This is a genomic window from Microbacterium soli (assembly GCF_039539005.1).
Taxonomy (GTDB): domain Bacteria; phylum Actinomycetota; class Actinomycetes; order Actinomycetales; family Microbacteriaceae; genus Microbacterium; species Microbacterium soli.
In genome coordinates this window covers 2,434,527-2,456,069 of record NZ_BAABCP010000001.1, presented here as the reverse complement: position 1 = coordinate 2,456,069, position 21,543 = coordinate 2,434,527, and the positions used below count along the sequence as shown (strand labels likewise).

Annotated in this window: 21 protein-coding genes; 15 read left to right on the top strand and 6 right to left on the bottom strand. The window is 71.2% G+C overall.

The annotated features are described in order from the left end of the window. Positions 1–53 precede the first annotated feature (53 nt). The gene (gene lpdA, locus ABD770_RS11605) at positions 54–1,451 is read left to right on the top strand and encodes a dihydrolipoyl dehydrogenase (protein ID WP_344819718.1); all 1,398 of its coding nucleotides are present in this window, start codon (positions 54–56) and stop codon (positions 1,449–1,451) included. A gap of 73 nt (positions 1,452–1,524) precedes the next feature. Here lpdA and ABD770_RS11600 read toward each other — a convergent pair whose 3' ends face one another. Next, the gene (locus ABD770_RS11600) at positions 1,525–2,175 is read right to left on the bottom strand and encodes a CYTH domain-containing protein (protein ID WP_344819717.1); all 651 of its coding nucleotides are present in this window, start codon (positions 2,173–2,175) and stop codon (positions 1,525–1,527) included. Continuing rightward, on the bottom strand, positions 2,165–2,380 hold the full coding sequence (locus ABD770_RS11595; RefSeq protein ID WP_344819716.1) for a response regulator: 216 nt from the start codon (positions 2,378–2,380) through the stop codon (positions 2,165–2,167). The genes ABD770_RS11600 and ABD770_RS11595 overlap by 11 nt, the downstream gene beginning before the upstream one ends. Before the next feature lie 130 nt (positions 2,381–2,510). Between ABD770_RS11595 and ABD770_RS11590 the strand changes: the two genes are divergently transcribed. From ABD770_RS11590 to ABD770_RS11580, 3 genes are read left to right on the top strand one after another with little or no spacing between them, the layout of a single operon-like run. Beyond that, the gene (locus ABD770_RS11590) at positions 2,511–3,257 is read left to right on the top strand and encodes a hypothetical protein (protein ID WP_344819715.1); all 747 of its coding nucleotides are present in this window, start codon (positions 2,511–2,513) and stop codon (positions 3,255–3,257) included. Further along, the gene (locus tag ABD770_RS11585) at positions 3,254–4,855 is read left to right on the top strand and encodes a DNA polymerase Y family protein (protein WP_344819714.1); all 1,602 of its coding nucleotides are present in this window, start codon (positions 3,254–3,256) and stop codon (positions 4,853–4,855) included. Before ABD770_RS11590 ends, ABD770_RS11585 begins: the two co-directional genes overlap by 4 nt. Then, positions 4,855–8,328: an error-prone DNA polymerase gene (locus ABD770_RS11580; RefSeq protein ID WP_344819921.1), complete on the top strand. Its 3,474-nt coding sequence runs from the start codon at positions 4,855–4,857 to the stop codon at positions 8,326–8,328. Before ABD770_RS11585 ends, ABD770_RS11580 begins: the two co-directional genes overlap by 1 nt. Positions 8,329–8,374: 46 nt before the next feature. On the opposite strand, the gene ABD770_RS11575 is transcribed toward ABD770_RS11580, so the two are convergent. Both ABD770_RS11575 and ABD770_RS11570 read right to left on the bottom strand, forming a co-directional pair. Beyond that, positions 8,375–8,536, bottom strand: coding sequence for a hypothetical protein (locus ABD770_RS11575; RefSeq protein WP_344819713.1), 162 nt, complete (start codon positions 8,534–8,536; stop codon positions 8,375–8,377). 82 nt (positions 8,537–8,618) lie between these two features. Beyond that, positions 8,619–9,167 carry a MarR family winged helix-turn-helix transcriptional regulator gene (locus ABD770_RS11570; RefSeq protein WP_344819920.1) on the bottom strand — a complete coding sequence of 183 codons (549 nt, stop codon included), beginning with the start codon at positions 9,165–9,167 and terminating at the stop codon, positions 8,619–8,621. Positions 9,168–9,335: 168 nt separating this feature from the next. Between ABD770_RS11570 and idi the strand changes: the two genes are divergently transcribed. Genes idi through ABD770_RS11525 form a run of 9 tightly spaced genes read left to right on the top strand, consistent with a single transcriptional unit; the run spans position 9,336 to position 17,982 of the window. Then, the gene (gene idi / locus ABD770_RS11565) at positions 9,336–9,863 is read left to right on the top strand and encodes an isopentenyl-diphosphate Delta-isomerase (RefSeq protein ID WP_344819712.1); all 528 of its coding nucleotides are present in this window, start codon (positions 9,336–9,338) and stop codon (positions 9,861–9,863) included. After that, positions 9,860–10,975, top strand: coding sequence for a polyprenyl synthetase family protein (locus ABD770_RS11560; protein ID WP_344819711.1), 1,116 nt, complete (start codon positions 9,860–9,862; stop codon positions 10,973–10,975). Before idi ends, ABD770_RS11560 begins: the two co-directional genes overlap by 4 nt. After that, positions 10,972–11,874 carry a phytoene/squalene synthase family protein gene (locus tag ABD770_RS11555; RefSeq protein ID WP_344819710.1) on the top strand — a complete coding sequence of 301 codons (903 nt, stop codon included), beginning with the start codon at positions 10,972–10,974 and terminating at the stop codon, positions 11,872–11,874. The genes ABD770_RS11560 and ABD770_RS11555 overlap by 4 nt, the downstream gene beginning before the upstream one ends. Next, positions 11,871–13,463 (top strand): phytoene desaturase family protein, encoded by a 1,593-nt coding sequence (crtI, locus tag ABD770_RS11550; RefSeq protein ID WP_344819708.1) that lies wholly within the window; start codon positions 11,871–11,873, stop codon positions 13,461–13,463. Before ABD770_RS11555 ends, crtI begins: the two co-directional genes overlap by 4 nt. 5 nt (positions 13,464–13,468) lie before the next feature. Beyond that, positions 13,469–13,819 carry a lycopene cyclase domain-containing protein gene (locus ABD770_RS11545; protein WP_344819707.1) on the top strand — a complete coding sequence of 117 codons (351 nt, stop codon included), beginning with the start codon at positions 13,469–13,471 and terminating at the stop codon, positions 13,817–13,819. Next, positions 13,816–14,139, top strand: coding sequence for a lycopene cyclase domain-containing protein (locus tag ABD770_RS11540; RefSeq protein ID WP_344819706.1), 324 nt, complete (start codon positions 13,816–13,818; stop codon positions 14,137–14,139). The genes ABD770_RS11545 and ABD770_RS11540 overlap by 4 nt, the downstream gene beginning before the upstream one ends. Further along, positions 14,136–15,002 (top strand): prenyltransferase, encoded by an 867-nt coding sequence (locus tag ABD770_RS11535; protein WP_344819705.1) that lies wholly within the window; start codon positions 14,136–14,138, stop codon positions 15,000–15,002. Before ABD770_RS11540 ends, ABD770_RS11535 begins: the two co-directional genes overlap by 4 nt. A gap of 25 nt (positions 15,003–15,027) precedes the next feature. Next, positions 15,028–17,280, top strand: a complete 2,253-nt coding sequence (locus ABD770_RS11530) for an MMPL family transporter (RefSeq protein WP_344819704.1) — start codon at positions 15,028–15,030, stop codon at positions 17,278–17,280. A 9-nt stretch (positions 17,281–17,289) separates the two neighbouring features. Beyond that, positions 17,290–17,982, top strand: coding sequence for an NADPH-dependent F420 reductase (locus ABD770_RS11525; protein ID WP_344819703.1), 693 nt, complete (start codon positions 17,290–17,292; stop codon positions 17,980–17,982). Positions 17,983–17,994: 12 nt separating this feature from the next. On the opposite strand, the gene ABD770_RS11520 is transcribed toward ABD770_RS11525, so the two are convergent. Next, positions 17,995–19,134 carry a YhgE/Pip domain-containing protein gene (locus ABD770_RS11520; RefSeq protein ID WP_344819702.1) on the bottom strand — a complete coding sequence of 380 codons (1,140 nt, stop codon included), beginning with the start codon at positions 19,132–19,134 and terminating at the stop codon, positions 17,995–17,997. A gap of 116 nt (positions 19,135–19,250) precedes the next feature. On the opposite strand from ABD770_RS11520, the gene ABD770_RS11515 reads away from it, so the two are divergent. Further along, on the top strand, positions 19,251–19,850 hold the full coding sequence (locus ABD770_RS11515) for a TetR/AcrR family transcriptional regulator (protein WP_344819701.1): 600 nt from the start codon (positions 19,251–19,253) through the stop codon (positions 19,848–19,850). On the opposite strand, the gene ABD770_RS11510 is transcribed toward ABD770_RS11515, so the two are convergent. Beyond that, positions 19,839–20,708, bottom strand: coding sequence for a helix-turn-helix transcriptional regulator (locus ABD770_RS11510; RefSeq protein WP_344819700.1), 870 nt, complete (start codon positions 20,706–20,708; stop codon positions 19,839–19,841). The two genes, ABD770_RS11515 and ABD770_RS11510, sit on opposite strands and share 12 nt — an antisense overlap. A 103-nt stretch (positions 20,709–20,811) precedes the next feature. On the opposite strand from ABD770_RS11510, the gene ABD770_RS11505 reads away from it, so the two are divergent. Next, positions 20,812–21,519 carry an SDR family NAD(P)-dependent oxidoreductase gene (locus tag ABD770_RS11505; protein ID WP_344819699.1) on the top strand — a complete coding sequence of 236 codons (708 nt, stop codon included), beginning with the start codon at positions 20,812–20,814 and terminating at the stop codon, positions 21,517–21,519. Positions 21,520–21,543 lie beyond the last annotated feature (24 nt).

Here is a 21,543-nt window from a genome sequence, read left to right as displayed (position 1 = left end):
CGCGCACGCGCTCTCAGGCGCTCGCGCGCGACGCAGACGATAGGCTTGAGGACATGCCACATTACGATGTCGTCATCCTCGGGGCGGGCCCTGGCGGCTACGTCGCCGCCGTCCGCAGCGCACAGCTCGGTCTGTCCACAGCCATCATCGAGGAGAAGTACTGGGGCGGTGTGTGCCTGAACGTCGGATGCATCCCCTCCAAGTCGCTCCTGAAGAACGCCGAGATCGCGCACACCTTCACCCACAAGGCCGACTTCTTCGGCATCTCCGGTGACGTGCACTTCGACTTCGGTGCGGCGTTCGACCGCAGCCGCAAGGTCTCGGAGACGCACGTCAAGGGCATCCACTTCCTGATGAAGAAGAACAAGGTGACCGAGTACGACGGGCGCGGGACCTTCACCGGTCCGAAGGCGATCTCCGTGGCGAAGTCGGACGGGACCACCGAGGAGGTCACGTTCGAGAACGTCATCATCGCGACGGGGTCGACCGTCCGTCTGCTTCCGGGCGTGCAGCTGAGCGAGAACGTCGTCACCTTCGAGGAGCAGATCCTCACCCGCGAGCTGCCCGAGTCGATCGTCATCGTCGGCGCGGGTGCGATCGGCATGGAGTTCGCGTACGTGCTGGCGAACTACGGCGTCAAGGTCACGATCATCGAGTTCCTCGACCGCGCACTGCCCAACGAGGACGCCGAGGTCTCCAAGGAGATCCAGCGGCAGTACAAGAAGCTCGGCATCGACATCCTCACCTCCACGGCGGTCAAGACCGTCACCGACAACGGCTCGTCCGTGCACGTCACCTATGAGACCCGGGACGGGCAGCCCGGTGAGATCACCGCGGGCAAGGTGCTCATGTCGGTCGGCTTCGCGCCGAACGTCGACGGCTACGGCCTGGAGGCGACCGGGGTGACGCTCACCGAGCGCGGTGCGATCGACATCGACGACCACATGCGCACGAACGTCGCGGGCATCTACGCGATCGGCGACGTGACCGCCAAGCTGCAGCTGGCCCACGTGGCCGAGGCGCAGGCCGTGGTGGCGGCCGAGACCATCGCCGGTGCGGAGACCCAGACGCTGGGCGACTACCGGATGATGCCGCGTGCGACGTTCTGCCAGCCGCAGGTCGCCAGCTTCGGCCTCACCGAGGAGCAGGCGCGTGCGGAGGGACGCGAGATCAAGGTCGCGAAGTTCCCGTTCAGCGCGAACGGCAAGGCCAACGGCCTGGGCGAGCCGGTCGGCTTCGTCAAGCTCATCGCGGACGCCGAGCACCTCGAGCTCATCGGCGGGCACCTGATCGGTCCGGACGTCTCCGAGCTGCTCCCGGAGCTGACCCTCGCACAGAAGTGGGATCTCACGGCTCTCGAGGCCGCCCGAAACGTGCACACCCACCCGACGCTGTCGGAGGCGCTGCAGGAGGGCTTCCACGGCCTCGCCGGCCACATGATCAACCTCTGACGCCTCGGCGTCCGCACGCAGGAGGCTCCGGTCCGCTCGGACCGGAGCCTCCTGCGTCTGAGCGCGCCTGAGCTCAGGCCCCGAGCGCGCGGGCGAGCTTGGAGCCGGAGGACGGCGCGCGACCTCCGGCGGCGAGGACGGCCTGCTCGACGGCGGCGAAGAAGGACTCCTGCCCTGCGGCGTCCGCGGGCGCGGCAGGACCCAGCTCCATCTCCCATTCCCGCCATTCCCGGCGCGTCCCGGTGAGCAGATTCGTGGCCCGCACGCGATCGTCCACGAACTCGGCGACCATGCCGTCTCCGCCCATCAGACGGTAGGCGGTGCGGGTGTTGCGGATGCGGGCGATCGGGAGCAGGCGGTCCGAGGTCCACTGCGCGGCGGTCCCGGCGACGGCATCCGGCATCCGGTCGTCATCATCCAGCGGCCAGCCGAGCTCGAGCCTGCCATCGCCCTGCCGAGGTCCCTTGATGTGCCAGCCGGCGTCCGGACCGCCGGTACGGCGGCGCAGCGCGATGCCGTGCATGGCCAGGGTGCGCCCGACCGTGTCGAAGTAGCGCGCGTCCAGCTCCCTCAGCTCACCCGCGCTCACCGTCGTCACCCCGGGGACGCCCGTCCAGTCCGGCAGCCGCGTGTCGGCATCCGCGTCGTACTTGCGCTCGATCTCGACGGTGCGCTGCGGGTCGCCGGCCACCGTCGGAGAGGGCACCGCGGCGTCAGTCGTCATGCGGTGAGATGTCGTCGCTGGATTCCGTGAACCGGAAGGCGATCTCGGTGGGGCCGTCATGCGCCCCCGTGTTCGTCGCCTCGCCCTCGCGCTGATACGTCAGCTGGGTCTCGCTGTAGGGCAGGACCAGGGATGCCTGCCCGGCGTCCTCGAGCGGGATGATCTGCCCGTCGAGCGGGCCGCCGTGTAGCCGTGCGATTGCCATGTGCTCAGATTAGCCCTCTTGTCCCGCACTGTCCGCGCACGCGCCACCCGAGCACTCCGCGATGTCGGATGTACTATCTACACTTCGATATGCATTTGAATTATTCGAATCTTTCTTCGAGGATGGTCGAATGAGCATCGGAACGATCACGGCGCTCTCCGCCGCTGACGAACGCGCGGGGGACGTCCTCCGTCTGCGCCGGGAGATCGGGCGGATGCAGCGGCGTCGCGGCGACGACACCGTGCTGCCGCTGCCGCCCGTCCTGCAGGGGCTGCTCCCCGAGCAGGGGCTGCGCACCGGCGCGGTGTACTCGGTGTCGCCCTCGCCGAGCCTGCTCTTCGCCCTGATGAGCACCGTCTCGCAGCGCGGCGGCTGGTGCGCCGCCGTGGGCATGCCCACGCTCGGCATCGAGGCCGCCGCCGCCTTCGGCATCGAGCTGAGCAGGCTGATCCTGGTGCCCTCTCCCGGCCAGAGGTGGCTGGCGGTCGTCTCGGCGCTGGCGGAGGTGGTGCCGCTGCTGGCGGTCCATCCCACCGGCGGTGTGCGGGAGGAGGAGGCCGCACGGCTGGCCGCCCGGCTGCGCGATCGCGGATGCACGGTGCTGACCACCGCGTCCTGGCCCCGGAGCGAGGGGATGATCAGCCTGCAGGACCCGCACTGGGAGGGGATCGGCGAGGGCTGGGGGCTGCTGACGGAGCGTATGGTGACGGTCGCCGCGCAGACGAGGTCCGCCCCGCACCCGCGCAGCATGCGAGTACGGCTGCCCGACGACCGGGGCAGGATCGGGGTGGTCCCGATCACCGCCGGAGAGCGGTCCTCCGCTTCGGTGCGCCGGACCGTCGAACCCGTCCGAGGTCCTTGGGCGGCGGCGTCATGAACGCGCCCTCCGCCGCGCACCCCGCCCCCGTCCGCATGCACGCGCTGTGGTTCCCGGACTGGCCGCTGCGGGCTGCCCTGGGAGGTGCTCCCCCGCATCCGCCCGCAGCGCTCGTGCGGGCGGGGGCGATCACCGCCTGTACGGCTTCCGCCCGAGAGCACGGGGTACGGATCGGACAACGACGTCGGCACGCGCAGAGCCTGCTGCCGTCGCTGCGGATGCTGCCGCACGATCCCTCGGTCGATGAGCGCGCCTTCCTGCCCGTGCTGCGGCTGATCGAGGATCACGCTCCCGGCGTGCACCTGCTGCGCCCCGGGCTCGCAGCCCTCCGCTCCCGCGGGATATCCCGCTACCACGGCGGTGAGGCGGAGGCCGCCTCCGCCCTGCTCGATCTGCTCGCCGATGCCGGCTACGGGGAGGTCCGGATCGGCGTCGCCGACGGGGCGTTCACCGCGGAACTGGCGGCTCGCACCGCCTCGGAGCGGACGGCGGCGGAGCCCGCCGGAGGGTACGCCGTGGTCCCGCCCGGCGCATCCCGGCGCTTCCTCGCCCCCCTCCCGCTGCAGGCACTGGGAGCACCGGAGCTGGCCGCCCTGCTGCGACGGCTGGGGATCTCCACGCTGGGCGGGTTCGCCGCCCTGGAGGGCGAGGCCGTGCGGGAGAGGTTCGGCGAGCACGGCGCTCGGCTGCACGCGCTGGCGCAGGGCGCCGACTCCCGCCCGACGACCCCCCGGCCTCCCGATCCGCAGCTGTCCGGGGAGGCCGTCTTCGAGACGCCGCTCGGGCAGTCCGATCAGATCGCCTTCGCCGTGCGGCGGACGGCCGATGCCGTGCTGCTGGCCCTCGCCGACGCCTCTCTGGTGTGCACCGAGGTGCGCGTCGACCTCACCGACGACGACGGGGCGGTGTTCTCACGCGTCTGGCTGCATCCCACCTGCTTCGATGCGAGCGATCTCGTGGACAGGGTGCGCTGGCAGCTGGAGACGCTCGCCGCGGACTCCGCGCGCCGCGGGGTGCTGGGACAGGATGCCGATGCCGCGCGCTCCTTCCGGGGGATCGTCGCGGTGCGGATCGCGCCCACCGCGGTGGACGACGCCGCGCACCACCAGCCCGGCCTGTTCGGCTCGGGCACCGACGACCGTCTGCATCACGCGGTCTCCCGTGTGCAGACGATGCTCGGACATCGTGGCGTCCTCACCGCGGCCGTGTCGGGTGGGCGTCTTCTCGAGGATCGTCAGGTGCTCACACCGTGGGGCGAGCGCCCTGTCCTCCCGCGCGAGCCCGATCGGCCGTGGCCGGGCAGCATGCCGAACCCGCTGCCCGCCGAGGTCTTCGCCCCGCCGCGTCCCGTGCAGGTCACCGGCGCCGACGGCGCGGAGGTCGTCGTCGACGAGCGCGGCGGGCTGTCCTGCCCACCCGCTCTCGTCGAGGACAGTCCGGTGATCGGCTGGGCGGGACCGTGGCCGGTGCGCGAACGGCGCGGGGGTGCCGGACGGCGCCGGCCCGTCCACCGGTTCCAGCTGCTCGACGACCGGCATCGCGCCTGGCTGGTCCTGCTCCGCGAGGACGGCTGGTGGGCCGAGGGGCGGTACTGCTGATGGGCTTCAACAACCCGAGCCTCCCCTGGTCGCAGCTCGCGCGGACGCTGAGCGCACCGACCGATCCGCCCCCGGCATCGCCCGAGCCGCCGGTCCGGCGCATGGATCCCGGGCCGCTCAGCAGGCACCGCCCGCCCGCGTCCCGCCCGGCCGTCACCCGCCCGGAGGGCGCCGTGCCGTACGCCGAGCTGCACGCGCACAGCTCGTTCTCCTTCCTCGACGGCGTCTCCTCGCCCGAGGAGCTGCTGGCCGAGGCCGAGGCCCTGGGATTGACCGCCCTCGCGATCACCGATCATGACGGCTTCTACGGCGCGGCGCGCTTCGCCGAGGCCGCCGAGTTCACCGACGTGCAGACCGTGTTCGGGGCGGAACTGTCGCTGGGCGCCGCCGACGGCCGTCCCGCTCCCTCCCGCACCGGTGCTCCCGACCCGCTCGGGGAGCACCTGCTCGTGCTCGCGCACGGGGTCGAGGGGTACCACCGGCTCTCCGGGGCGATCACCCGCGCGCAGCTGCGCGGCGGGGAGAAGGGGCGACCGCTCTACGATCTCGACGATCTGGTGGCCAGCGCGGGAGGGCACTGGATGATCCTGACCGGATGCCGCAAGGGCGGCGTGCGCCGCGGCCTCGAGCAGGCGGATGCCGAGACGCCCCTGCGCAGGCTCGTGGACCTGTTCGGGCAGGACCGGGTGGCCGTCGAGCTGTTCGACCACGGCGACCCGTTGGACACCCGCCGCAACGACGCCCTCGCCGCCCTCGCCGCCGATCTCCGTCTTCCCGTGGTCGCCACCGGCAACGTGCACTACGCGACACCCGCGCGGACTGACCTGGCCGAGGCTGTCGCCGCGGTGCGCGCGACCCGCAGCATGGACGACCTCGACGGCTGGCTGCCCGCCCACGGCGGTGCGCATCTGCGCAGCGGGGCGGAGATGACCGCACGGTTCCGTCGGTACCCGGGAGCGGTCGAGGAAGGGCTGCGGATCGCCGCGGCCTGCGCCTTTCCGCTACGACGGGCCAGGCCCGCCCTCCCCCGGCAGAAGGTGCCGGAGGGCGAGACGCCGATGAGCCATCTGCGCGCCCTGGTCTGGGCGGCGGTCCCGCACAGGTACCCTCGGCTCGACGAGGCGGGACGGCGGCGGATCGAGCGCGAGCTGGACGTCATCGAGGAGAAGGACTTCCCCGGCTACTTCCTCATCGTGCACGGGATCGTTCAGAAGGCCAGGAGCCTCGGCATCCTCTGCCAGGGTCGCGGATCGGCGGCTGCGAGCGCGGTCTGCTACCTGCTGGGCATCACCGCCGTCGACCCCATCCTGTACCGGCTCCCCTTCGAGCGGTTCCTGGCCACCACCCGCAGCGAGGAGCCCGACATCGACGTGGACTTCGACTCCAGCCGGCGCGAGGAGATCATCCAGTGGGTGTACGAGACCTACGGCCGTGAGCGCGCCGCCCAGGTGGCGAACGTCATCCAGTACCGGCCGAAGAACGCCGTCCGGGACATGGCACGGGCGCTGGGGCACTCTCCCGGCAGTCAGGATGCCTGGTCGAGGCAGGTGGACGGCTGGGGGGCGGAGATCGAGCCCGCCGAGGGCAGCGACATCCCCGCCGACGTGCTCTCCTACGCCGGGGAGCTGCTGAAGGCCCCGCGGCATCTGGGCATCCACTCCGGGGGGATGGTGCTGACCGCCGAGCCGGTGGGAGAGGTGGTGCCGGTGGAGCACGCCCGGATGCCGGGCCGCACGGTCATCCAGTGGGACAAGGACGATGCGGCCTGGATGGGACTGGTCAAGTTCGACCTGCTGGGCCTGGGGATGCTGTCGGCGCTGCGGCACTGCTTCGACCTGATCGCCGAGGCGACCGGAGAGCACTGGTCCCTCGACACGATCCCGAAGGAGGAGCCCGCGGTGTACGACATGCTCTGCCGCGCGGATTCGATCGGCGTGTTCCAGGTGGAGTCCCGCGCGCAGATGGGCCTGCTGCCCCGACTGCAGCCCCGTGAGTTCTACGACCTGGCGATCCAGATCGCCCTGATCCGTCCCGGCCCGATCCAGGGCGGTGCCGTGCATCCGTTCGTCAAGCGCAAGCTGGAGAGGGATCGCGTCGAGAAGTCGAACCGTGTCAGAAGGGCACGCGGCGAGCCGCTCGAGGATCCGCCGGAGATCCCGTACGCGCACCCCCTGCTCAAGAACGTGCTCGAGCGCACCCTGGGCGTCCCGGTGTTCCAGGAGCAGCTGATCCGGATGGCGACGGTGCTCGGGGACTGCACGGCCGACGAGGCCGATCTGCTGCGCAGGGCGATGGGATCCAAACGGGGGTCGGAGAAGATCGAGAGGATCCGGGAGTCGCTGTACTCCGGCATGCGGGAGAAGGGCCTGAGCGAGGTGACGGCCGATCGCATCTACGCGCAGATCCAGGCGTTCTCGAACTTCGGCTTCGCGGAATCCCATTCACTGTCCTTCGCCCTGCTCGTGTACGCCAGCTCCTGGCTGAAGCTGCACTACCCGGCGGCGTTCCTGGCCGGGCTGCTGCGCTCCCAGCCGATGGGGTTCTACTCGGCGTCGTCGCTGACCTCCGACGCCCGCCGACACGGAGTGCGCGTGCTGCGGCCCGATCTGCACGCCTCCGCGGCGCTGGACGGCCTGGAGCGCCTGGGCGATGAGGGTCCGCACGGTCCCACCGGGCTGGAGTCCTGCCTGGACGACCAGCAGCCCGCGGCGGGGATCTTCGATGCCGCAGCTCCGGATTCCTCGGCCGCGCACCGCCGTGACGGCCGCTTCGCCGTGCGGCTGGGTCTGGCCGGCATCCGCGGGATCGGCGAGCGGCTCGCGAAGCGGATCGTCGCCTCCCGTGATGAGCACGGTCCGTTCCGCGATCTGCCTGATCTGGTGCGGCGGACGGATGCCACAGCCGCCCAGCTGGAGGCGATGGCCGCTGCGGGCGCCTTCGAGTGCCTGGGTCTGAGCAGACGCGAGGGGATCTGGCTGGCGGGGGCTGCCGCCCGGGACCGGGCACAGTATCTGCCGGGGACGACGGTGGCCGTTCAGCCGCCGCTGTTCGCCGATCAGTCCGGTTATGAGCGCCTGGCCGCGGATCTGTGGGCCACCGGCGTGTCCACGGATGATCACCCGATCGCCCATCTGCGGGCGACGCTCGACGAGCGCGGTGTGCTCCGCTCCGACCTGCTGCGCACGCACGAGGCCGGGCGGCGCATCGAGGTGGCGGGCGTGGTCACGCACCGGCAGCGTCCGGCGACGGCAGGCGGGATCACCTTCCTGAACCTCGAGGACGAGTACGGGCTGGTGAACGTGATCTGCTCGGCGGGCGTCTGGGGGCGCTACCGCCGTGTCGCCCGGGACTCCCCCGCCCTCATCGTGCGCGGCATCGTCGAGCGCTCCGCCGAGGGTGTGACGAACGTCCTCGCGGATGCCTTCGAGGATCTGCGCACGGGCCTCGCCCACCGCTCGCGGGACTTCCGGTGAGCACCCCGGTGCAGGCGCCCTGTGAGCCGTGCCGTCTCCACCCGGCTCACCAGAAGCGGTCCGCGGGCTCGGCGGGCTTCTTGTCGGCCCCGCCCCAGCGGTTGGCCTCGGCCGTCGCGGCCCCTGCGGCTGCGGCCGCGTCGCGCAGCGCCTCCTCCGCGTCGACGGCCGCAGGCCGTTCGGGTTCGTCCGGTCGATTCTTCTCCATGACCACACTCTAGGCATCCGCGGGGCCCGATGGGCGGGACGACGGCATGACCGGGCCGGCTCCGATCGACGCCGCCGCGGTGTCAGTCCTCCTGCTGAGCCCAGGCCTCGTCGTGCAGCGTGATCTCCGCCGTCATGTCCTGCAGGAACCGGATGACGACGTCCCGCTCCGCCGTGCTCAGCCGTGCTGCGGCGTAGAAGCGCTTGGACTGCTGGCGTCCGACCGTCTCCATGGCCGCACGATGCGTCTCGGGGGTGATCGAGATGGCCAGGGCGCGCCGGTCGGTGGGATGCGGCTCGCGCACGATGTGCCCGCCGCGCTCCAGTCGGTCCAGGAGCTTGGTCGTCGAGGCGGAGGAGATGTCGAGGTGGTCGGAGATGCCCCCGGGCGTGGCGATGACCTTCTTGTTCTCGCACACGATGAGGTAGTGCAGCGCGCGCATGTCGGTCTCGTTGAGGCGCATGTAGCGCCGTGAGACCTCCGACAGGTGCTCCTCGGCTTCACGGAGCCGCCCCAGGGACATCATCAGTTCGGTGATCTGCCGCACATCGGCGGGATCCATCCCCCCCCGGTCGACGAGGATGTGCGTGGGATCGCTGAGATCGATGTCGTAGACATCGTCCTTCCGCATCCCCTCCGACGGGCGCCGAGGGCTCTCGACGGCTCCTTCGCCGACTGAGGCTCCCTGGCCCGATCGTTCATCCATCCTCCGATACTATCCGATTAATTATTTCATGCTATATTGCTTTCTTGCCTAGCTAGCAATACTCTCGGCTATAGATATTGAGGGGAACGACGCATGGAACTGATCACGCTCCTGTCGGATGACGGCACACCGACGGGATCGGCGCGCAAGGACACCGTCCACACCGCCCTCACACCGCTGCACCTCGGCTTCTCCTGCTATCTGCTCGACTCCGACGGGCGGCTGCTGCTCACCCGCCGCGCGCTGGAGAAGACGACCTGGCCGGGAGTGTGGACCAACAGCTTCTGCGGGCATCCCTTCCCCGGAGAGCATCCGGTCCGGGCGGCCGAGCGGCGCGCCCACGAGGAGCTCGGGGTTCGCATCCGATCGATCCGCATCGTGCTCCCCTCCTACCGGTACCGTGCCGTGGACGCGTCGGGAGTCGTCGAGAACGAGATCTGCCCTGTCTCCGTCGCCCTGCTGGACGGAACGCCGGCGCCCGATCCCACCGAGGTCCTGGACTGGGCCTGGGCACAGCCCGGGGCCGTCGCCCAGGCCCTGCAGACGACGGGATTCGTCTTCAGCCCGTGGATGCGCGAGCAGCTTCCGCTGCTCCTCGAGCTGGACGGGCTGCGACCATGACGTCGCTGCGCGGCGCCGCGGATCCCGAGGCCGAGGTCGGGCCCGAACTGCGCCGGCTCCTTGCGGAGCGGGAGGCGTCCGCGCTCACGCACGGCGACGAGTTCGCCCTGCTGTGGCGGCTCGCGGGAGAGCAGATCGCAGACGGGAAGATGCTGCGCCCGCGGATGCTGCTCCGCCTCCACGCCGCACTGTCGGACCGCCCCGATCCGGCGGTCTCCTCGCGCTGCTCCGACTCGGCGGCGCCCCGGACCGTGCTCCAGCTGGCCTGCGCCATCGAGCTGCTGCACTTCGCATTCCTCCTGCACGACGATGTGATCGACGGAGATCTGCAGCGCCGGCACGCCCCGAATCTCATCGCGCGCCTGCAGGATCAGCATCCTGCTCCCGCCCGCGGCACGAACGCGGCGGCCCGGCACTGGGGATGCACGGGAGCCATCCTGATGGGCGATCTGCTGCTGACCGAGGTGCATCGCATCTTCGCCCTCGCCGACCTGCCGGCCGCTGTGCGCACGCGCATGCTCCGGCTGCTGCACAGCACGATCAGCACGACCGTCGCCGGGGAGCTGACCGACACGGCTCTGAGTGACGGGGTGATCGCCGACGAGCCGGAGACGGTTCTGAGGATGACGGCGGAGAAGACCGCGGCGTACAGCTTCGCGCTCCCGCTGCGTCTGGCGGTGATCCTGGCGGGGCGCGGCGAGGATCTCGAAACGGTGCTCGCGACAGTCTCCCGGGCCCTCGGACTGGCGTATCAGGTTCAGGATGACGCGCTGGCGATGTTCGGCGACGGGCGCTCGCACGGCAAGGACCCCTGTTCGGACCTGCGGGAGGGCAAGCGCACGACGCTCGTCGCCCACGCGCGCCGCACCGGCGCGTGGGAGGACATCGCACCCCGCTTCGGCGCCGCTGATCTCACGGAAGCGGAGGCCGACGCGATGCGCGACCGGTTCCGAGCCTGCGGCGCCGAGGAGTTCGCCCACCGTCTGGTCGCCCAGCAGCTCGCCCGAGCTCGAGCCGGGATCGCGGATGCCGCCCGCGCTGGACTGCTCCCGCCTCCCGCCAGGGCCGTGCTCGACGACGTGGTGGGGCTCATCGACGGGAGGGCGTCATGACGGGCACGAGAGCCACCGCCGGCCTGCCGCTGTTCACCGACACAGCCGAAGCCGCCGCATCGGAGGTCATCCGCGCCTACTCGACCTCCTTCGGTCTCGCCACCCGCCTGCTCGGCCGGCGGCACCGGCAGCACGTCCGAAACATCTACGCCATGGTTCGCATCGCCGACGAGCTGGTCGACGGCGTGACGGAGGAGGCGGGTCTGGACGCCGCCGCGCAGCTGGCCGCGCTCTGCGAGTACGAGCAGGCGGTCGGCCGCGCGATCCGCCTCGGATGCAGCGGCGACATGGTGCTGCACGCCTTCGCCCGCACGGCGCGGGACTGCGGCATCGACGAGGATCTGACGGCGCCGTTCTTCGACTCGATGCGCATGGACCTCCGCCCCGCCGGAGCCACGACCGTCCGGGGCCACGACGATCGCTCCCACGAGCAGTACGTGCACGGCTCCGCAGAGGTCGTCGGACTCATGTGCCTTCGGGTCTTCCTGTGCCACCAATCCCGCAGCGACGGGCAGCTGAGCGTTCTCGAGCACGGCGCACGGGCACTGGGGGCGGCCTTCCAGGACGTGAACTTCCTGCGGGATCTCGCCGACGACACCGAACGGCTGCACCGCAGCTACCTGCGCGAGAAGGGCCGGTTGACGGATGCAGATCGCGATGCTCGGCTGCTGCGGATCCGAGCCCGGCTGGCCGAGGCGCGCGTGGCCGTCCCGCTGCTGCCGAGGGACGCGCGGGTCGCGGTCCGCAGCGCCCTGGGGCTGTTCGCCGCACTGGCGGATCGCATCAGCGCCACCCCGGTCAGCACCCTGTACAGCACGCGCGTGCGCGTGCCCGACGCCCGCAAGGCCGCCATCGTCGCCGGCGCCGTGCTGCGCACCGTCGCGGAGCCGGGCCGATGAGCCGCGTCATCGTGATCGGGGCCGGGGTCGCAGGGCTGGCCACGGCGGGACTGCTCGCCCGTGACGGCCACGAGGTGACCGTGCTCGAGAAGAACGCCGTCGTCGGCGGACGCGCCGGCTCGCTGCACCGTCACGGCTTCCGATTCGACACCGGGCCGTCGTGGCTGCTCCTGCCCGAGGCCTTCGAGCACTTCTTCGCGCTGATGGGCACCTCGTCGGACGAGCAGCTGGATCTGAGATCGCTCGATCCCGGATACGCCGTCTTCGCCGAGCGCCACGAGGGCGCCCCGGTCTCCCCCGTCGCCGTGCACGCGCGCGGCGCGGCACCGATCCTGTTCGAGCGTCTCGAGCCGGGCGCCGGCCGGCGGCTGACGGCTTATCTCTCCTCCGCGCGCCGGGCGAAGGACCTCGCGCTCGCGCACTTCCTGTACAACCCGTACACGCGGCTGAGCGGTCTGTTCCGCCCCGAGGTCCTGCGCGTGCTGCCGAGACTGGCGGGCCTGCTGTCCACGAGCCTGGACGCCTTCGCCTCCCGCCGGTTCGCGCATCCCGTGCTCAGGCAGATCCTCGGCTACCCCGCGGTCTTCCTCGGCACCGACCCGCGGCGCGCACCGGCCCTGTACCACCTGCTGAGCGCCTTGGACCTCGATGACGGCGTGCGCTACCCGCAGGGCGGCTTCGCCCGCGTCATCGACCGTCTGACGGCTCTGGCGGAGGATGCCGGAGCGGTGATCGTGACGGATGCCGAAGTGGAGGAGATCCTCACCACGACCACGACCACGGGCGCCGAGGTGCGCGGTGTCCGCTGGCGCGACGGCACGGGCGTCGAGCGACGCCTCTCCGCGGACATCGTCGTCTCCGCCGCGGATCTGCATCACACCGAGACCCGTCTCCTGCCTCCCCGGCTGCGCACCTGGCCGGAGCGCTGGTGGCGCCGCCGCGTGAGCGGGCCGGGAGCGGTGACGGTCATGCTCGGCATCCGTGGCCGCCTTCCGCGGCTCCCGCATCACTCCCTGTTCCTCGCCGAGGACTGGCATGCGAATCTCGATGCCGTGTTCGGCACGCGACCGCGGGTTCCCGAGCCCGCCTCGCTGTACGCGTGCAAGCCGTCGCAGACCGACCCGACGGTCGCCCCGGAGGGCGATGAGAACCTCTTCCTCCTCGTACCGGTGCCGCCCGACGTCGCGCTCGGCCGGGGCGGGAGCGAGGGCGGAGGTGATCGGCGGGTCGAGGAGATCGCGGATGCGGCGATCGACACGGTCTCGCAGTGGGCGGGCATCCCGGATCTGCGCCCACGCATCCTCGTGCGCGAGACGCGGGGCCCGGCGGACTTCGCCGCCGACTTCCATTCCTGGCGCGGAGGGATGCTGGGACCGGCGCACGTGCTGTCGCAGAGCGCCGTCCTCCGCGCCCGGAACGCCTCCCGGCGCGTACGAGGGCTGTACTTCGCCGGGGCGACGACGTCACCGGGGGTGGGCGTGCCGATGTGCCTGATCAGCGCCGAGCTCGTCCTCAAGCGCATCCGTGGCGACCGCTCCGCCGGTCCGCTGCCCGAGCCCGCGGGCGCCGACGTGCGAAGGAGAGGATGATGGGAATGACGCATCTTCTCGGGCTGCTGGCCGGCCTGGGCTGTGTGCTGCTGCTGGATCATCGCTTCCGGCTGTTCTTCTGGAGGGATCCGATCACGGCTGCCATCGTCACCGCAGCAGGAACGGTCTTCTTCCTGCTCTGGGATGCCACGGGCATCGCCGCCGGCATCTTCCTCCGCGGGGACAGCCCGTGGGCGACGGGCATCGTGCTCGCCCCGGAGCTGCCGCTGGAGGAGCCGGTGTTCCTGGTCCTGCTGTCGACGTGCACGATGGTCGCCTACACCGGCTTCGTCCGCATCGTCGGCACCGCCCGACTGCGGGGCATCCGTCGCGACCGGTCGGAGGATCTCGGATGACGTACCCCCTGCTGTCCGTGATCCTCCTCGCCGCCGTCGTCGTGCTGACCGCGGCTCTGCGGCTCGCGGCGGCGCGGCGCCCTGCAACGGTCCCCGTCCTGCTGACCATCACCGTCCTGCTGGCCCTGACGCTCGTCTTCGACGCCGTGATGATCACCGCGGGATTCTTCTCCTACGAGCCGTCGCGGCTCCTGGGCGTGCACATCGGGCCCGTCCCCGTGGAGGACCTGTCGTATCCGCTGGCGGCCGGTGTCCTGCTGCCTGCAGTGTGGGCGGCGCTGCGCTCCCGACGCGACACGGACGAGGGGCCCGGACGATGACCACCGGCGCGGTCCGGCAGCTCCTGACGGTCTCCCGTCCCGTCAGCTGGATCAACACGGCGTTCCCGTTCGGCGCCGCGTATCTGATGGCCTCCGGTCGGGTGGACGTCGTCCTCGTGATCGGCGTCGCCTACTTCCTCGCCCCCTACAACCTCGCCCTGTACGGGATCAACGACGTGTTCGACAGCGCCTCCGACCTCCTCAATCCCCGCAAGGGCGGAGCGGAGGGCGCACAGCCGACGCCGGAGCTGCACCGTGCTCTGATGTGGACGATCGCGGCCTCCAACATCCCCTTCCTCGTGCTGCTGTTCACCCTCGGCACCCCGGCGGCACGGGCGTGGCTGGCGGTGAGCATGGTCGCCGTGGTCGCCTACTCCGTGCCGGGGCTGCGTCTGAAGGAGCGGCCGGTCATCGATTCCCTGACCTCCAGCACGCATTTCGTCGGCCCCGCACTGGTCGGTCTGTCCCTCGCGGGCGCCGCACCGAGTGCCGGCTGGGTGCTCACCCTCGTCGCCTTCTTCCTCTGGGGTGCGGCCGCGCACGCCTTCGGCGCCGTGCAGGACGTCCTTCCCGACCGCGCCGGCGGGATCTCCTCGATCGCGACGGCGCTCGGCGCGCGGTCCACGGTCAGGCTCGCCGTCGTCGTCTGGATCACCGCGGGGTGCGTCATGCTCTGGGCGCCGTGGCCCGGCCCCTGGGCCGCCGCCCTCGTGCTGCCGTACATCGCGATCGCCCTGCCGTGGTGGAGCGTGACCGACGACCGATCCCCCGCTGCGAACCGCTCCTGGCGACGCTTCCTCATCCTCAACTACGTCGTCGGCTTCCTGGCGACCCTGCTGCTCATCGCCGCATGGCGGGGCTGACCCCGCCCGATCCGAAAGGCCGATCATGTCGCATCCCCCTTCCTCACCGCAGCGCACCGCGACGCCCCGGGTCCGCTCGGGACCGCCCGAGGCCGCAGAGCCGACCCGCCGACGCGGTCGCCTGCTGCGCACCCTGCTCTCCGCCCTCCTCATCCTCGCGTGGGTGATCGGGGCGGGCCTGGGCGGTCCGCTGTTCGGACGGGTGGACGAGGTCTCCTCGAACGACGGCACCGCCTATCTGCCCGATTCCGCCGCGGCCACCGAGGTGCAGCGGAGCCTCGGCGACTTCCTCGGCGAGGACGCCATCCCCGCGGTGGTCGTCTTCGAAGCGGACACGACGATCGACGACGATCTGCGTCAGGCGCTCGGCGCCGCGCTGGACGGCGCGGTGACCGCCGAGGGCGTGCAGGACGGCTCCTCCCCCGTGCTGGTCTCCGACGACGGCAGGGCCGCGCAGGCGTTCGTGCCCATCGACGCGGACGCCGATGTCGGCGAGGTCACCGCCGCCCTCTCCGCCGACCTGCGCACCGCCGTTCCCGCCGGCGTCCGCGTGCATCTCACCGGGCCGGCGGGCTTCACCGCCGACCTCGTCGCGGGCTTCTCCGGCATCGACGGCATCCTGCTGCTGGTGGCGATGCTGGCCGTGCTCGTGATCCTCATCGTCGTGTACAGGTCCCTGCTGCTGCCGGTGATCGTGCTCAGCACGAGCCTGTTCGCCCTGTGCGTGGCGCTGCTGGTGGTGTGGTGGGCGGCGAAGGCCGGCATCCTGCTGCTGAGCGGGCAGACCCAGGGCATCCTGTTCATCCTCGTCATCGGCGCGGCGACCGACTATTCGCTGCTGCTGGTCGCGCGGCTGCGTGAGGAGCTGCGGCGGACGCAGGACGGATGGACGGCGATCCGCGCCGCCTGGAAGGGATCCTTCGAACCCATCCTCGCGTCGGGCGGCACGGTCATCGCCGGCCTGCTGTGCCTGCTGCTGAGCGATCTGAAGTCCAACAGCTCGCTGGGCCCGGTGGCGGCCGTCGGCATCGTCTTCGCGATGCTGTCGGCGCTCACCCTGCTCCCGGCCCTGCTCCTCCTGTTCGGGCGCGCCGCGTTCTGGCCACGTCGCCCGGTGTTCTCCCCCGACGGCGCCGTCGACGAGAGTCCTCTCGATCAGGGAGGCGCGTGGCCGCGCCTGGCGCGCCTCGTGCGCCGCAGGCCGCGCGCCATCTGGATCTCCGTGGCACTGGTGCTCCTCGTCGCGGCGACGGGGGTCGTGCAGCTGCAGGCGGACGGTGTGCCGCAGTCCGACCTGGTGCTGGGCCAGTCCGACGCCCGCGACGGCCAGCAGGTGCTCGGCGAGCACTTCCCGGGCGGATCCGGCAGCCCCGTGTACGTGCTGGTCGACGAGTCCGGCCTGCAGGACGCCGCTGACGTGCTGCGGGACGCGGACGGCATCGACACGGTGTCGGTGACGGCATCCGACTCGCCGTCGGGCACCGCGCCGATGACCGCGGACGGCGTGGGCGCCTTCGGTCCTCCCGGTGCCCCTGCTCCCGCGCCCACCGTGGTGGACGGACGGGTGCTGCTGCAGGCCACCCTCGACTCCGCCGCGGACTCCGCCGCCGCGGAGCGGGCCGTGAACGCCGTGCGCGATGACCTCGATGGGCTGGGGGCGCTGGTCGGAGGAGTCACCGCGACGTCGATCGACACGAACACCGCGTCGATCCACGACCGCACGCTGATCATCCCCGTCATCCTCCTCGTGATCCTCGGGATCCTCATGCTGCTGCTGCGCGCCGTCGTCGCCCCGCTGCTGCTGATCCTCACCACCGTGCTGTCGTTCGGGTCGGCGCTGGGCGTGTCCGCCCTCGTGTTCAACGGGATCTTCGACTTCCCCGGCGCGGACCCCGCCGTCCCGCTGTACGGCTTCGTGTTCCTCGTCGCGCTGGGCATCGACTACAACATCTTCCTCATGACACGGGTGCGCGAGGAGTCGCGGCGCCACGGCACGGAAGAGGGCGTGCTGCGCGGGCTCGCGGTCACGGGCGGGGTGATCACCTCGGCCGGGCTCGTGCTGGCCGCGACGTTCGCCGCGCTCTCGGTGATCCCGATCCTGTTCCTCGTGCAGATCGCGTTCATCGTCGCCGTCGGCGTGCTGCTGGACACCTTCGTCGTGCGATCGCTGCTCGTGCCCGCGCTGAGTCTCGACATCGGTCCGGCGATCTGGTGGCCCTCCCGCCTCGCGCGCGGGAAGGACGGTGCGGAACGCTCTTCGGGCCCGAGCGGCACGTAGCATCGTGGCATGGACACCCGCATCCGCACCCTGGGCATCATCGGCGCGGGACGGCTGGGCGGCGCGATCGCGCAGCTCGCCGTCGCCGCGGGCCTGCGGGTGCGGGTCGCGCACTCCGGCGACGCCGGATCGATCGCCCCGGCGATGGCCGCGATCGGCGCGTCGGCGGGGTCCGTGGACGGCGTGATCGCGGGGGCGGATGCCGTGCTGCTCGCCCTCCCGCTCAGCGGCTTCCGAACCCTCCCCGTGGCGGGACTGCGCGGGATGCTCGTCATCGACGCCATGAATTTCTGGTGGGGCTCCGACGGCATCCGTCCGGACCTGAACGACCCGCGCACCTCCACGAGCGAGCTCGTGCAGGAGTTCCTCACCGGTGCCCGGGTGGTCAAGGCCCTCGGACACATGGGATATCAGGATCTGGTGGACGAGGCCAGGCCGGCGGGAGCCGCCGGGCGCAAGGCGATCGCGATCGCCGGCGACGGGGAGGACGACGTGGCGGCCGTCGCCGGGCTCGTCGACGACCTGGGCTTCGATCCGGTGATCGCCGGCCCCCTGGCATCCGGGATCATGCTCGAGCCGGGCGCGGAGGCGTTCGGCGCGGATGTGGAGGCCGCCGAGCTGCGAGCGATGCTGGAGGACTTCCCGCACTCTCAGCGCGGGATCGTCGTCGCACGGGCACGACGGGAGCCGCGTCCGGGCTGAAGGCCCGACCGCTCAGGCCGTCACCGGCTCCGGCTCGGCGGCTGCCGGTGAGACGCCCGCCCGCGCACGGCGCGGGATGAATCCGGCGATGAGGGTGAGGATGACCCCGACGCCGCCGATGACGAGAAGCCCGCCGCTGCCCTTGGGCATGAGTCCGGCGCCCATGTAGAGGATGTCGCGCAGGCCCCCGGCGATGAAGGGCTGCGGAACCCACGGCTGGATCCAATCCGCCCAGAACGCGGGCAGGGTCTCCGGCGGGAGCACCGCGGTCATCATCCCGCACAGCACCGCCGCGATCGCCAGCAGCACGCCCAGCGGGAACGCGACGTCGAACGCACCCAGGAACAGGGCGGTGACCGCGAACGCCGCGAACCACAGGAACACCGTCGTCGTCCAGAAGGGCGCCGCCGCGCCGACGACGCCGTTGAGCAGCCAGACGGCGGCCAGGGATGCCAGCAGCGAGTATCCGGCGGCGTAGGCCAGCTGGATGCCGAGGACCCCGAAGCGCCGCCCGGTGGTCTCCGCTCCCCGCATCGGGAAGATGCGCACCAGCAGGATCGACCCGATCAGCGACATGATCATCAGCGGCATGATTCCCACCTGCTGGCTCATCATGCCCGCCATCGGCGAGACCGGTGCCGCATCCGCATCCCCGGTGTGGATCACCTCGATGTCCGCGGTCAGACCGAGCCCGCCGAACGTCTGCCCCATCAACGTCTGCATCTGCGTCGCCATCATGGGGCTCTTGGCGTTGTCGAGCACGACATGCACGCTCGGCGCCTCGCCCTGACCGGCCTGCGCGGCGGCCTGCGCCTTCGTGAAGTCCGCGGGGATCGTCAGTGCGCCGTAATACTCGTTCTCCGCGATCGCGTCGTCCAGCGCCTCCTGCGAGTCGACGACCTCCCACTTGATCGGGGCGACCTCGCCGTCTCCGGGTGCCTCCGCGGTCACGAGCTTCTCCGTCATCATCTCGCCCGCATTGACCTCGCCGGCGGGCGTCGTGGCCCCCTCGTCCAGGGACAGCACGGCGAACGGCAGGTTCTTCGGCTGCATGTGCAGCATCGGATAGAACAGCAGCGCCATCACGCATCCGATCAGCACCACCACCAGCAGCGGGAAGGCGTACTTCCTCGGTCCCAGCCTCTCGATCATCCCGGATCCTCTCCCTGTCCTGAAGTCCGTCGTCTCGGAACCTCCAGGCTATTAGACACGCTGTACAATAAAAACAGACAGACTCACGCGAATCGCCCAGTAACCCAGGAGCACTCATGGCACGGCCCCGCAAAGACGGCTCCCCTCCGGCGACGACGCGCATCGAGACCGCGTTCTTCGCCCAGCTGCGCGCCATGCCGTTCCAGGAGATCACCGTCAGCGGTCTCGTGCAGGCGGCGGGGGTGAATCGGAACTCGTTCTACTACCACTACGCCGACCTGGAGGACCTGGCCCGCAGCGCCGTCGCGAACCAGCTGGTGCCCGAGATCCCCCGTCTGATCGCGGGAGGCTTCGGCTTCGAGTCCGCACAGGTCGAAGAGGTCATGCTGAACGCGATCGGAGACGATCGGCTGCGGCACATGCTGACCGTGGCGGGCCCGAACTCCACCTCCGAGCTGCGGGAGATCCTGAAGGACTCCATCCGCAGCCTCTGGCTCGACGCCTTCCGGCTGCAGAGCTCCGACGTGAACGACGAGGAGCTCGCGACCATGCGATTCGTCCTGGGCGGCATGCTCGAAGTCATGAGCAGAATCTCGGCGGATGACCTCCGCGAGGTCCTGCCGCGCATGCGCGGGCTCCCCATCCTTCAGGCGGCCAGCCGGATCATGATGCAGACGCTGGCCGCAGCAGCCGAACGGGTCGCCTCACCGGGATGACCGGCGGCCGCTCCCGTCGCCGGAAGCGGCCTGAGGCTGCACCCCCAGGGCCACGGCGAGCGCGAGTCTGCTCGCGTCCTCCGTGCCGGGTACGGCCGTGTAGATCATGACCCTCAGGTCATCACCGGCGACCTCGACGGTATCGCAGTCGAGGCCGATCGGCCCCACTTCGGGATGGTCGATGACCTTGCGTCGCGCGGGCGCCGATTCACCGCCGGGCTCGTCCCACAGCTCACCGAAGTCGGGCGACCGTCTCCTCAGGTCGCGGATCAGGTCGCGCAGGCGGGGGTCGCCCGGGTAGCGGGCAGCCGCCAGACGCAGGTCGAGGACGAGCCGTCGTCGCTGCTCCTCCGACTCCTCGGCGGTCAGTCGTGCCCGCGTGCCGGCGCCCGTGAAGGCGCGCCACACGCCGTTGGCCTCATGCCCCACCCAGGCGGACGTGTCACCCATGACTGCGCGATAGGCGTCGTTCGCGGAGATGAGCGTCCAGGACGCGTCGAACACGATCACCGGCGTCCCGGTGAAGCGGTCCAGCATCCGCTGCACGCTCGGCGCGACGTGCCGGGGGATCATGCCGGGGCCGGGCTGGGCGACCCCGGCCAGACCGAACAGCAGCCCTCTCTCCCGGTCGGACAGCCGCAGCGCTCGCGCCAGCGCGGCGACCACCTGATCCGACGGGCCCTGCGCCCGCCCCTGCTCCAGCCTGGTCAGATAGTCGACGGAGATCCCCGCGAGCCCGGCGAGCTCCTCCCGGCGCAGCCCGGATGCGCGACGCCGGGCGCCTGTCGGCAGGCCGAGCTCGTGCGGGCTCAGCCGATCCCGCCACGCCCGCAGAGCGGCCCCGAACTCCGATTCCATCTCTCCATCCTGCCCCCTGACGACACGGCCTGTCCTGGGTCCGACAGTCCCAGGACAGGCCGACGACTGTTCCGCGCCCGAGCCCCGCGGAAGGGTGGAGATCATGACGACGACATTCATCACCGGGGCGAACAAGGGCCTCGGCAAGGAGACCGCCCGGCAGCTCATCGCCGCCGGGCACACCGTGCTCCTCGGAGCGCGGGACGAGAACCGAGGCATGGCGGCCGCCGCCGAGCTGGGAGCGACCTTCATCCGCATCGACGTGACCGATGGAGCTTCCGTCGCCCGCGCGGCGGAACGGATCGCGGGCGAGGGCGGGATCGACGTCCTCATCAACAACGCGGGCGTCGAAGGACGCGGACCGGGCAACACGATCCTCGCGCCGGCGGAGACGACGGCCGAGGACGTGCGGGCGGTGTTCGACGTGAACGTGTTCGGCACGATGCGCGTCACACATGCGCTCCTCCCCCTCCTGGAGCGCTCGGCGGCACCGGTCATCGTCAATGTCGCCAGCGGCCTGGCGTCGCTGTCGATGCTGAGCGATCCGTCCGGACCCACGCACTTCTATCCGGGCATCGCGTATCCGGCGTCGAAGGCCGTCGTCAACACGATCACGATCCAGTTGGCGAAGGCCCTCCCCCGGTTCCGCGTCAACTCCGTCGAACCCGGTTTCACGCGGACCGATCTGAACGGGAACACCGGCACGCAGAGCGTGGAGGTCGGCGCGCGACACATCGTCCGGATGGCCATGGTCTCCCCGGACGGGCCGACCGGCACGTTCGCATCGGGGCACGGCGATCTGCCCTGGTGAGGGCCGCCGCCCCGGCGACGGGCG

Coding starts and splice junctions, on each gene's coding strand:
- ABD770_RS11540 (WP_344819706.1), top strand. CDS start 13,816: ATGACGTACCCCCTGCTGTCCGTGATCCTCCTCGCCGCCGTCGTCGTG.
- ABD770_RS11575 (WP_344819713.1), bottom strand. CDS start 8,536: ATGGAGAAGAATCGACCGGACGAACCCGAACGGCCTGCGGCCGTCGAC.
- crtI (WP_344819708.1), top strand. CDS start 11,871: ATGAGCCGCGTCATCGTGATCGGGGCCGGGGTCGCAGGGCTGGCCACG.
- ABD770_RS11585 (WP_344819714.1), top strand. CDS start 3,254: ATGAACGCGCCCTCCGCCGCGCACCCCGCCCCCGTCCGCATGCACGCG.
- ABD770_RS11520 (WP_344819702.1), bottom strand. CDS start 19,134: ATGATCGAGAGGCTGGGACCGAGGAAGTACGCCTTCCCGCTGCTGGTG.
- ABD770_RS11515 (WP_344819701.1), top strand. CDS start 19,251: ATGGCACGGCCCCGCAAAGACGGCTCCCCTCCGGCGACGACGCGCATC.
- ABD770_RS11535 (WP_344819705.1), top strand. CDS start 14,136: ATGACCACCGGCGCGGTCCGGCAGCTCCTGACGGTCTCCCGTCCCGTC.
- ABD770_RS11560 (WP_344819711.1), top strand. CDS start 9,860: ATGACGTCGCTGCGCGGCGCCGCGGATCCCGAGGCCGAGGTCGGGCCC.
- ABD770_RS11505 (WP_344819699.1), top strand. CDS start 20,812: ATGACGACGACATTCATCACCGGGGCGAACAAGGGCCTCGGCAAGGAG.
- ABD770_RS11510 (WP_344819700.1), bottom strand. CDS start 20,708: ATGGAATCGGAGTTCGGGGCCGCTCTGCGGGCGTGGCGGGATCGGCTG.
- ABD770_RS11600 (WP_344819717.1), bottom strand. CDS start 2,175: ATGACGACTGACGCCGCGGTGCCCTCTCCGACGGTGGCCGGCGACCCG.
- ABD770_RS11580 (WP_344819921.1), top strand. CDS start 4,855: ATGGGCTTCAACAACCCGAGCCTCCCCTGGTCGCAGCTCGCGCGGACG.
- lpdA (WP_344819718.1), top strand. CDS start 54: ATGCCACATTACGATGTCGTCATCCTCGGGGCGGGCCCTGGCGGCTAC.
- ABD770_RS11545 (WP_344819707.1), top strand. CDS start 13,469: ATGACGCATCTTCTCGGGCTGCTGGCCGGCCTGGGCTGTGTGCTGCTG.
- ABD770_RS11555 (WP_344819710.1), top strand. CDS start 10,972: ATGACGGGCACGAGAGCCACCGCCGGCCTGCCGCTGTTCACCGACACA.
- idi (WP_344819712.1), top strand. CDS start 9,336: ATGGAACTGATCACGCTCCTGTCGGATGACGGCACACCGACGGGATCG.
- ABD770_RS11530 (WP_344819704.1), top strand. CDS start 15,028: ATGTCGCATCCCCCTTCCTCACCGCAGCGCACCGCGACGCCCCGGGTC.
- ABD770_RS11590 (WP_344819715.1), top strand. CDS start 2,511: ATGAGCATCGGAACGATCACGGCGCTCTCCGCCGCTGACGAACGCGCG.
- ABD770_RS11595 (WP_344819716.1), bottom strand. CDS start 2,380: ATGGCAATCGCACGGCTACACGGCGGCCCGCTCGACGGGCAGATCATC.
- ABD770_RS11570 (WP_344819920.1), bottom strand. CDS start 9,167: ATGCGGAAGGACGATGTCTACGACATCGATCTCAGCGATCCCACGCAC.
- ABD770_RS11525 (WP_344819703.1), top strand. CDS start 17,290: ATGGACACCCGCATCCGCACCCTGGGCATCATCGGCGCGGGACGGCTG.